The sequence below is a fragment of the Flammeovirga sp. EKP202 genome (assembly GCF_014534745.1).
Taxonomy (GTDB): domain Bacteria; phylum Bacteroidota; class Bacteroidia; order Cytophagales; family Flammeovirgaceae; genus Flammeovirga.
Window position 1 is genome coordinate 129,094 of sequence record NZ_JACVVP010000018.1, and the last position, 8,003, is coordinate 137,096.

The 8,003-nt window shown below is 33.9% G+C and carries 9 protein-coding genes; all 9 read right to left on the reverse strand.

Going from position 1 to position 8,003, the window contains the following annotated elements:
• Positions 1–94: 94 nt before the first annotated feature.
• The 9 genes from IC221_RS13075 to IC221_RS13115 all read right to left on the reverse strand — a co-directional run bounded on the left by IC221_RS13075 (position 95) and on the right by IC221_RS13115 (position 7,906).
• Entirely contained in the window at positions 95–2,086 is a 1,992-nt protein-coding gene (locus tag IC221_RS13075) for a TonB-dependent siderophore receptor (protein ID WP_188169393.1), read from the reverse strand.
• Positions 2,087–2,968, reverse strand: coding sequence for a hypothetical protein (locus tag IC221_RS13080; protein WP_188169394.1), 882 nt, complete (start codon positions 2,966–2,968; stop codon positions 2,087–2,089).
• 242 nt (positions 2,969–3,210) lie between these two features.
• Positions 3,211–3,600, reverse strand: coding sequence for a hypothetical protein (locus IC221_RS13085; protein WP_188169395.1), 390 nt, complete (start codon positions 3,598–3,600; stop codon positions 3,211–3,213).
• A gap of 88 nt (positions 3,601–3,688) precedes the next feature.
• The gene (locus tag IC221_RS13090; protein ID WP_188169396.1) at positions 3,689–4,240 is read right to left on the reverse strand and encodes a hypothetical protein; all 552 of its coding nucleotides are present in this window, start codon (positions 4,238–4,240) and stop codon (positions 3,689–3,691) included.
• A 15-nt stretch (positions 4,241–4,255) separates the two neighbouring features.
• Positions 4,256–4,771, reverse strand: coding sequence for a sigma-70 family RNA polymerase sigma factor (locus IC221_RS13095; RefSeq protein ID WP_188169397.1), 516 nt, complete (start codon positions 4,769–4,771; stop codon positions 4,256–4,258).
• Between the two features lie 258 nt (positions 4,772–5,029).
• Positions 5,030–5,341 (reverse strand): hypothetical protein, encoded by a 312-nt coding sequence (locus tag IC221_RS13100; protein WP_188169398.1) that lies wholly within the window; start codon positions 5,339–5,341, stop codon positions 5,030–5,032.
• Positions 5,338–6,207, reverse strand: a complete 870-nt coding sequence (rlmF, locus tag IC221_RS13105) for a 23S rRNA (adenine(1618)-N(6))-methyltransferase RlmF (RefSeq protein ID WP_188169399.1) — start codon at positions 6,205–6,207, stop codon at positions 5,338–5,340. The genes IC221_RS13100 and rlmF overlap by 4 nt, the downstream gene beginning before the upstream one ends.
• Positions 6,208–6,262: 55 nt before the next feature.
• Positions 6,263–7,201 carry a manganese-dependent inorganic pyrophosphatase gene (locus IC221_RS13110; RefSeq protein WP_188169400.1) on the reverse strand — a complete coding sequence of 313 codons (939 nt, stop codon included), beginning with the start codon at positions 7,199–7,201 and terminating at the stop codon, positions 6,263–6,265.
• A gap of 165 nt (positions 7,202–7,366) precedes the next feature.
• Positions 7,367–7,906 carry a GNAT family N-acetyltransferase gene (locus IC221_RS13115; protein WP_188169401.1) on the reverse strand — a complete coding sequence of 180 codons (540 nt, stop codon included), beginning with the start codon at positions 7,904–7,906 and terminating at the stop codon, positions 7,367–7,369.
• Positions 7,907–8,003: the final 97 nt, after the last annotated feature.

An 8,003-nucleotide genomic window follows, 5' to 3' on the forward strand; every position in this document is an offset into this window, starting at 1 on the left:
AAGCTATCGACGCAATCTTCGATTGTTATAAATACTAAAGGGATGCAAAACGGCATCCCTTTTTTCATGTCTTTCTACTCGATTCTTTTCATAATTAGATAATGAATCGAATACTTGTTTTGATATTTCTCCCACTATTGGGAATTCCATTCCAAGAGAAAGGATCAATATAATAAGAGTTCAGTAGGTTGTGTACTCCTAGTTCCAAGTAGAGACGACTATTTTTAAGTTTAACAGGATAAGAGAAATCTACATTCACTAAGTGATAAGGGTCTGTTTTCTGTTCTCCTAAAGCTTCACTCGGTGACTGCATTCCAACACTATATTCGTAATAGAAAGAAGAGGTTAACTTCTGTAATTGATAACTTAATTTATTCTTTATTGTCAAAGGTCTTTGATAAGGCATTGGGGAATGTAAAGCATCAATGTAACCGTTTTCATGTACCAAGTTTAAATTATAATTCAACTGTTTTGAAAATGCTACACCTGCAAAAACTTCAAAATGTGTGCTTGTTGCACCTTCTACATTTTGATAGGTTTTTACTCCTAAGGCTCCACTTGTCATTGAATCATAATTTTCATTCACAACACCCACAATATAATCTTTAATAAAACTAGCTCTTCCTCTAGCACCTATTTGCCAATTCTCTTGATGGTATCTTAATGTAAAGTCAAATGAAATTACTTTTTCATTCTTCAAATCAGGGGTACCAAGATAATCAAATCGGTCATTAGCATTGAAGAGATAAAAACCGTAAAGTTCACTTGCCGAAGGCATTCTTGAAGTATAAGAAATACCAAACTTTGATTCAATCGAGGAGTTTAATTTATACTTAAACAACGCAGAGAATGAACCGGATAGATCACTTCTGGGACCATCAATGAAATAATTCATGGTTTCTAATTGCTTTCTCCCTAACTCATTTTGAAGATTTGTGGAAGCCCATTCTAATCTAAGATTTGTCAATAATGTAAGCCTTGGATCTAGTTTCCATTCATCTTGAAAATTAGTAGCGAAAGAGTTTCTTCGGATATCGCCCCATGTGAGCATGTACATATTTACTCCTCCAGAAGGGGAATACATCGTCATATCTGCAAAAAGGTGATTACTGTAAAAATCTCCTTTCAGTGTCAACTTATGATTATTTGTTTTTCTATTTACGGAAACCCAAGCTCCCAACGTTTGGCTTAAACCGGGCATATCCATTCGAATGGCTACATTTTCCCTTTTGGAATCATCCATCACATGCTTGATATCGTTGTAGTATACCTTGGCTTCCAAGTGGTTGATAAAACCTTTATCGTAATGCTTAGTATAACCAATATTACCCATCAATGCCTTCGCTGAACCTACATCCATATTCAATGCCGGATAGCCAATGTCCATCCCATGGTCATACATCAGTAAAGCAGTTAGCTTTTCAGTAGTAGATAATTTATAAGTTGAGGTTAAAGTATGATTCATTTTTTCATACTGAGTGTACTTCACTAACTCATTATTTCCATCCGTGTAACTATCATGTTTTCTGTATGCTCCTGAGTAACGAATTCCCCATTGGTCAGAAATTGTTTTCTCTACATAGAGATTACCATCAAAACCATTTGAATTACTACTATATGCTGTCTGAACTCCCACTTCCAAAGACTTACTTAAATCAGGATATCTCATTTCTGCCATTATCGTTCCACCCAATGCTGTACCATACATTTGTGATTCATTTTCTTTGAGGACAGAAAGTTTTTTTAGATTAACGGGTTCAAGATATGACGTTGCTGGATCCATTTTATCAGTACAGGCACCAAAAACACGCATTCCATCAATTGAAACGGCAATTTGTCCGTCTGTAAAGCCTTCAATAATAGGCTCAAAAGCAAAACCACCTCTTTTCACCACTTGTAAGTCATTCCTCTGATTCATATAATCATCGACCGAAAGTAGATAATTTTCAGAAGGAATGGTGTCATGACTAATGGTCACTTCACTCAAATGGTAAGTGGTAATCTTTTTGTCTTGAGCTGTAGTATAAAATGGAATTAGCATACAAACTAAAAAAGTCTGTATGCTAATCGATAGATAGCTTTTCATCTAGAATTCAGTGTAAAAAGATTGACCTTCTTCTGTCAAATAGGTGTTTTCTCCTTCGGAAACATTCATTTTAATTTGCCACCCACCTGTCATGGTGAAGTTGGCAATACCTACATACTTTCCTTCTGAAACAAAACTAGGATCAGTATTATTTGGTGACCCGTGATTCATTGATGGGTCTGGCATGAATGGCGTTGACTTGATTGTTAAGTCATTTAATGGCATATATGTTTCTAAATGTCCGTGACCATCACCATGTCCATGGTCCATTGCTTGCATTCTTTTAAACGCTAACACTTCATATTCATTTCTACCCATTGCAGGTTCACCGGCAGTGAAGTTATACCCCATTATTAATGTTTCATCACCATCTCCCATCGGTACCCTAACTACCGTCTTAAAAGTTGGGTCTTGAGCTAAAAACTCTATCGCATCTACTTGAATCTCAAAAGTCCAATCTGCAATCGATTCATCTTCTAGAAGGTAACTTACCTCTAAAGTCCATGATCCCATCTCTACAGTAGGCATTAAGAATAGAATTTGTCCAATTCCTGAGGCATGATTATCAGCCTCATCAAAACCTAAAAATGGTGTAGAATGCATATGCGTCATACCTTCCATTTGCATATGCATTTTTGGAAGAATTTTCCATTCTCCACCTTCAGGCAAAGTATCTCCTTCGGTGACAAAAGCCACATTATTCACTCCTTCATGCAAGTTTGCTTTGCTAGAACGGAGGGTTAAAGTATATGTATTAGCTTCATCTTTTTCTGATGCAATTGCATATTCTAAAATAGGTTGCTCAGGTTCAATTGATGAATTATCTTCATTACAAGCGAATAAAACAATTGATAAAAATAGTGCTAAAAAAATATTTTTCATTTTGTTATAGTTTAGACATAAGCATAACCACTCTTTTCAGTTTTTCTATAAAACTAAAAATGTGATGCTTAAAAAAGTTTATCTAAGATCGTCTGCAAGTCAAAATTTACCTATAGAGGATTTCGACTTCACACATAAAAATTAAGAATAGGAGTAGTTCTCCAAAAAGATAAAGGTATAACGGCCCAAGTGCTAATAAAAAAGCACTAAAAAAATGAGGTTATCCTTTCAAAAAAATAAAACTAAACTATAGGAGGGCGAAATAGTTGACCAACATCATTGAGGGGTTTCATTCGCTTGGTATTAGCGAAAACAGATGTGGTGTGTTCAACAAAATTGATTTCTTCATAGAGACAAAATTGTTGGTCTACCGGTAAATCCAGTACAACATCTTTATGCATTGTCTCAAAAGTTTCTTGTTGTTTATCAGACTCTTTTTTGAGCTCTTTGTTGATAAAACATTGTCCGTGACAAGACATTTTAGGTTTATCCTTGTTGATACAGAATACTTCTTCAATAAAATCTCTTTGCAATTCGAGATCTAATTTCAACAAGGATACAGAAAATGCATTGAATAGGATTACTCCTGCACAGATCATGTTTAAGACAATATGTAAGCGTTCTGTTTTCAATACATCATTTTTTGATTCCTCGCAAAACTATCATTTGAAGGCATTAAAAACAAACCTATTCACAAATAAATATGACATTAGTCACTATTTATTCGTATCCAATTTTCCCCAAATAAGTTTTGGCTTCCTCATCATAGAAGCTTTTGACATGAATCACACGGTACTTCAAGCAAAACTCATAATCAAGTTCATTGTGGTAAACATGATCCGTTTGATCATAGATTTTGGTAAGGTATTCTTCAGAAGTATCAAAATCGTTTAAACCTAAATGAGTCAACAACACAAACCAATCTTTATGATGAGAGGAAGGTAATTCCTTTAAGATTTTTCTCGCACTACTGTAGTTACCTTCTTTTAAATCAGAGGCAACACCTTCTAACGAAAATGTAATCAGACGAGATTTATCATTACCCTCCAAATCAATGTATGCTTTGTTAACTCCATCAAGAATAAACTGATCCACTTGAAGGGTATTGGCTAGGTAAAAAAAGATCAACAATAAAAAAATAGCGATAGTCTTAATCGTAATAGAGATCGTCACTTTAAAGAGTTTTTCTCTTAGTAATTGCTGCTGTACAGTATCAATTACTTCTCTATTTTGTTCTATATTAACCCTATCTTTTACTTCATTAATATCCATAAATAGGAAGAAAAATTAAACACTCATTTTGGGCAAGCTGGAGGAAGTCTTGGTTTTCCAATACTGAAAAAGCTTATTGATCAGCATCCTCTTTTCAAGGGGTTTACAGTTCTTATACGTTTCTGAGAACTCCTTATGAAGATACAGATCATCCTCTTTGAATGGAATATCTTCTAACAATTGAGCATTAAAATTTTCATGGTAAGAATCTGATGTGTAATATGTATAATTATTTTTTTTCTTTAGGGTATTTACCCAAAGCTTTCTAGACAATGTGTAGATATACGTTCTTAATTCAATCTCATCATCAATTTTCCCTTCCTGGATTAACCATATAACTTTTGAAAGGGCATATCTAAAAACATCTTCTGCATCAAGTTTAGTACCGTACATTTTCAGTACCATGACTTCAACTAATGTGTAATTTTCTTTATATAAGGTTCTAACACACTTTTTAAGATGAATATTTTGTGAGACGAAATGAACAATATCTTTAGAACTTAAACTTGATTGTGTAGAAAAAAAAGACATGTTATAAAGAGTTAGTTAGATTTAGTAAAAAAAGTTGACTTCATAAAAGACAACTAGTTTACAATTAGAGTAGTAATATTCATTATATTATCGCAGATAACAATATACATTTTTTTATGATGTACTCAAACAAACATCTGTTATTCATATCAATTTTAAACTTCCGTATTAATTCATTTTTGTTATGTCTTAATGATGGAAATTCCAATCGTATTTTACTTGTGCAGCATCGTTAAAAATGGAGCTAACAAAGTAAATCTAATCTTCAAATGTATTTTGAATCAAGTCGTTGGCCATTTGTGAAGGATCTTCTTCTTCCAAATTTCTCAACTTCAATTCACCTCTCAAATAATCTCCTCCATCTTCTAAAAAACCTTGTCCTTTAGGGGTAAAGACTGGAAAATTGTCAGGAGTAGACACTTCATACCTCCCATCTTCAGACACAGTTAAGGTTGTGGTTACCTGAAAATAAAATGCCTTGGTACGTGTGTACATGTTTAATAAGGCATTTGAGATATTTCTTAGTTGTTCTTCTTGTAAGTATTTTTTTAATTCTTCTTTTGTCATCATTTCATAAATGTCCAAGCGATAAATCTACTTTTCTTCTGTCCCTGCCCCATATCTATTACCTTGTAAGCATGAGGTTTGATCTTTTTTAATTGTTTCAATAAGGGGACTACATTCTCCTGCTTTGATACTAGAGTTGTAAACCATACAACATTTTGTTGATAATTTACACTTTCACTGATCATAGATTTGATAAATTGATACTCTCCTCCATCACACCAAAGCTCATTACTTTTTCCGCCAAAATTAAGCTTTACCTCACTTTTTCCTGTAAGGTTTTTGGCCTTTCTTCTACTCCCTTTTTGTGCATCTTCGAAGCTTTTATGGAAAGGTGGATTACACATACTAAACGCAAACCTTTCATTTTCTCTGATGATTCCACGGAAAATAGCTGTCGATGATTTTTGTCTTCGGATTGCTATCTTTTTGGGACTAATCTTATTTTTCTTGAGAATATTAACCGCATTATCAATCGATAATTCCTCAATATCAGAACCCACAAAATCCCAACCGAAAAGGCTTTTACCTAAGAGAGGATAGATAATGTTCGCACCTGTACCAATATCTAACCCTTTGATCTGTTGGTCTTTTAGATTTGTATTTTCTAAGAGCAAATCCTTTACTCCCAAAATATAATCGGCTCTACCAGGTACTGGAGGGCACAAATACCCTTTGGGTATATCCCAATAATTTACATTGTAATAAGCCTTTAGCAAAGCCTTGTTTAAGGCTATAACCGCGGCAGCATCCGCAAAATTAATGGTATCTTCACCTACTTTATTTTTAATTATAAAATTAGAAAGAGGTGGGTAAGCAGTGATTAATTTGGGAAAAGAATAACCGTTTTTATGTAAATTGTCTTTGTGCATAAAGGAAAAAGAAAGGTGGTGCAATAACATATCACACCACCCTTTGTCTAATATATTAGTTGTTGAAATAAGCAGAAACTGGAGGAATAAAATCGTTCTTACGAGAGATTTTACCTTCTAAGCTCACACCTAAATCACCTTTAGAAACGCCAAAAGCTTTCTCTAAAACTGCAAAATCAGCATCATCAGCACCGATAACTACAGAGTTATTTGTCGTTAAATCAACATAAGCAAAGAAAATAGCTTCGTAACCATTTTTCTTGTTTTCTTGCATAGCAGCAGAAATCTCATCATGCTTAGCAATCACTTTGTCGATCAATAAACTTTCACAAACACCAAAACCGATCTTGATATCACCGAAGATGAAATCCTTGTAATCTAAGTTTAAGATTTCAGCAGCAGTATATTTTGATAAATCAGACTTTGCAATCAACATTTCTTGAGCAAAAGCTTCAATATCTTCAACACCTGCAATCTTTGCTAATTTAGCCGCTACTTCTCTATCAATATCAGTTGTATGAGGTACAGTTAATCCTAAAGTATCAGATAAAATACCACCCAACATTACACCTGCCATTTGAGCTGTAATCTCAACATTCATATCTACATAGTAATCAGCGATGATTGTACAGCAAGATGCAACTGTACGCATGTCGATATGAATTGGTCCTTTTTGGAAAAAGAAGTTATCTTGAACGGCGTGGTGATCAATAATTGATAAAATATTAGCCTCAACAACAGAAGCGGCCGATTGAGTTGTTTGATTGTGGTCTACAATAACAACATCTTTTCCTGCGAAATTGTCTTCAAAAGCTGGTTTTTCAACATTAAATTGCTTGAGTACAAATTCAGTTTCAGGGTTTAATTCTCCTTGTACAATTGGAGTACCACCCCAAAGATTCGCTGCAGCAATAGCAGAACATGTACAATCTGTATCAGGGTTTTTGTGCCCTACAAATAAAGCATTACTTGGAAAAGATAGTTGAACGCTCATTATCTTTTTAAAAATTTTGTTGATGTTAATTTTTTGAACACGCTAAAATAAAGGTTGAAAATAAGGTATCAAACTATTCTAAATGTTTTTTTGATAAGGAATGTTTTTAGTAAGGATTTAATGTAAACTTCACTCTTTACATACCTATACCTATTCAGAACAACTTCAACTCACATTTAATGTCATTGAAGTTGATCCAAAAGAGACATTATCGATTCTAAACATATCATCGATTTTGCCCACTTCCATAAATCCCTTTTTAGAATAGAGGTTGATGGCTTTTTGGTTGTTGGTCATGACTTGTAAATCTAACCAAGAGATTCTTTCTTCCTCATCACAATAATTAATAGCAAACTCCAAAAGTTGAAGCCCGATACCAATACCTCTATATTTACTATCTACTCCCATACCTAATAATACTCTATGCGAAGAATTCTGATCAGGATAAGAACGTATATCAACATGACCTACAATTTGTCCTGCCTCATTTTTTGCCAACCAAAGTTTCCTCCAGCCAGGTTCCCCGTAATTTCGGATCAATCCGAGCTGGAATTTATCTCTGAGTTGAGAAGCATTTATACCATGATTTTTGGAAATAGGTTGAAATATGACTTCACCATTTTTTCCGTTTTCTGAAAGATGTAATGTCAGATAGTCTACAAAACAGTCTAGCTCTTTTTCGATAAATTCGTGAATCGAAATCATTTTACTGAAGGTTTAGTTTATTAACTGAGCTTTCGCTCTTTTAAAATTTTGATTTTTCATTATTTGATTTAAAGTCGATCTTTATTCTATGAAAAGA

Excerpts from the sequence above, each read along its gene's own strand:
- IC221_RS13095 (WP_188169397.1), bottom strand. The coding sequence starts at position 4,771 with ATGTCTTTTTTTTCTACACAATCAAGTTTAAGTTCTAAAGATATTGTT.
- IC221_RS13110 (WP_188169400.1), bottom strand. The coding sequence starts at position 7,201 with ATGAGCGTTCAACTATCTTTTCCAAGTAATGCTTTATTTGTAGGGCAC.
- IC221_RS13100 (WP_188169398.1), bottom strand. The coding sequence starts at position 5,341 with ATGATGACAAAAGAAGAATTAAAAAAATACTTACAAGAAGAACAACTA.
- IC221_RS13075 (WP_188169393.1), bottom strand. The coding sequence starts at position 2,086 with ATGAAAAGCTATCTATCGATTAGCATACAGACTTTTTTAGTTTGTATG.
- rlmF (WP_188169399.1), bottom strand. The coding sequence starts at position 6,207 with ATGCACAAAGACAATTTACATAAAAACGGTTATTCTTTTCCCAAATTA.
- IC221_RS13090 (WP_188169396.1), bottom strand. The coding sequence starts at position 4,240 with ATGGATATTAATGAAGTAAAAGATAGGGTTAATATAGAACAAAATAGA.
- IC221_RS13115 (WP_188169401.1), bottom strand. The coding sequence starts at position 7,906 with ATGATTTCGATTCACGAATTTATCGAAAAAGAGCTAGACTGTTTTGTA.
- IC221_RS13080 (WP_188169394.1), bottom strand. The coding sequence starts at position 2,968 with ATGAAAAATATTTTTTTAGCACTATTTTTATCAATTGTTTTATTCGCT.